The sequence below is a fragment of the Nocardia sp. NPDC050799 genome (assembly GCF_040654015.1).
GTDB lineage: Bacteria > Actinomycetota > Actinomycetes > Mycobacteriales > Mycobacteriaceae > Nocardia.
The window spans coordinates 1-1,301 of record NZ_JBFAHF010000112.1 but is presented as its reverse complement, the minus strand read 5'-3'; the positions used below and the strand labels follow the sequence as shown (position 1 = coordinate 1,301).

General features: G+C 62.5%; 1 protein-coding gene. It reads left to right on the top strand.

From position 1 onward, the window contains the following. A partial coding sequence (gene sltY, locus AB0H42_RS35695; protein WP_357064297.1) for a murein transglycosylase occupies positions 1–1,153 on the top strand: 1,153 nt, incomplete at its 5' end. Positions 1,154–1,301: the final 148 nt, after the last annotated feature.

Sequence of the window (1,301 nt, the reverse complement as noted above, 5' to 3'; positions counted from 1 at the left end):
GGCGATGATCCCGACGCTCGCGCGGCTGCAGAAAATGAGCGACGACGAGCGGCTGGGGCTGGAAGAGTCGGTGGCCTGGCGCCTGATGGGCAGCGACGCTACCTATGAACAGGCGCAGTGGCGCGATCAGGTGATTCTGCGCAGCCGTTCGCCTTCGCTGCTGGAGCGCCGGGTGCGCATGGCGCTGGGTAACGGCGATCGGCAGGGCGTCGCGACCTGGCTGGCCCGTCTGCCGGAAGCGTCGCGCAACAAGGATGAGTGGCGCTACTGGCGCGCCAGTCAGCTGATGGACGAAGGCAAACGCGCCGAAGGCGAGGAGATGTTGCGCAACCTGATGACCGAACGCGGTTTCTATCCGATGGTGGCGGCGCAGAAGCTGAACGCCACTTATCCAGTGATGGTGGCGGTGGCGGCCAAGCCGCGCACGTCGCTGGTCGACGGGCCGGAGGTCGCCCGGGTACGCGAGCTGATGTACTGGAATATGGATAACCTGGCCCGCAGCGAATGGGGCTCCTACGTCGCTAGCCGCAGCCGGCCGGAACAAGAGGCACTGGCGCGCTACGCCTTTGAGCAAAAATGGGCCGATCTGAGCGTGCAGGCGACCATCGTCGGCAAGCTGTGGGATCATCTGGAGGAACGCTTCCCGGTCGCTTGGCCACAGGAGTTCCGCCGCGCCACCGATGACAAGGGGATCACCAGCAGCTATGCGATGGCGATCGCGCGCCAGGAGAGCGCCTGGAATCCGAAGGCGCAGTCGCCGGTCGGTGCCGCCGGCCTGATGCAGGTGATGCCGCGCACCGCGCAGCATACGGTGCAGATGTTCAATATTCCCGGCTATGTCGGCCCGAGCCAACTGTTCGATCCGCAGACCAATATCACCATCGGCACCAGCTATCTGGAGTCGGTCTATCAGCAGTTCGGCCGCAACCGCATTCTGTCGAGCGCCGCCTATAATGCCGGCCCGTCGCGGGTGAATACCTGGCTGGGCAACAGCGCGGGGCGGATCGATCCGGTGGCGTTCATCGAAAGCATTCCGTTCTCTGAAACCCGCGGCTACGTCAAGAACGTGCTGGCTTATGATGCGTTTTACCGTTATCTGACGCACCGGCCGGCCAAGGTGCTGACCGACGCCGAGTGGCAGAGACGTTATTGATTTTGACGGCCCTATGGTATGCTGCTGTACTAGTTAAATAGTATGGTGGCTGCCATGACGCAATTATCGTTAAACGACCCCGCTCTTTCAGAACAAGGCAATGAGGATTGGCTGCGCTTCGTCGCGCTGCTGCAGAATTCGTTTGCGC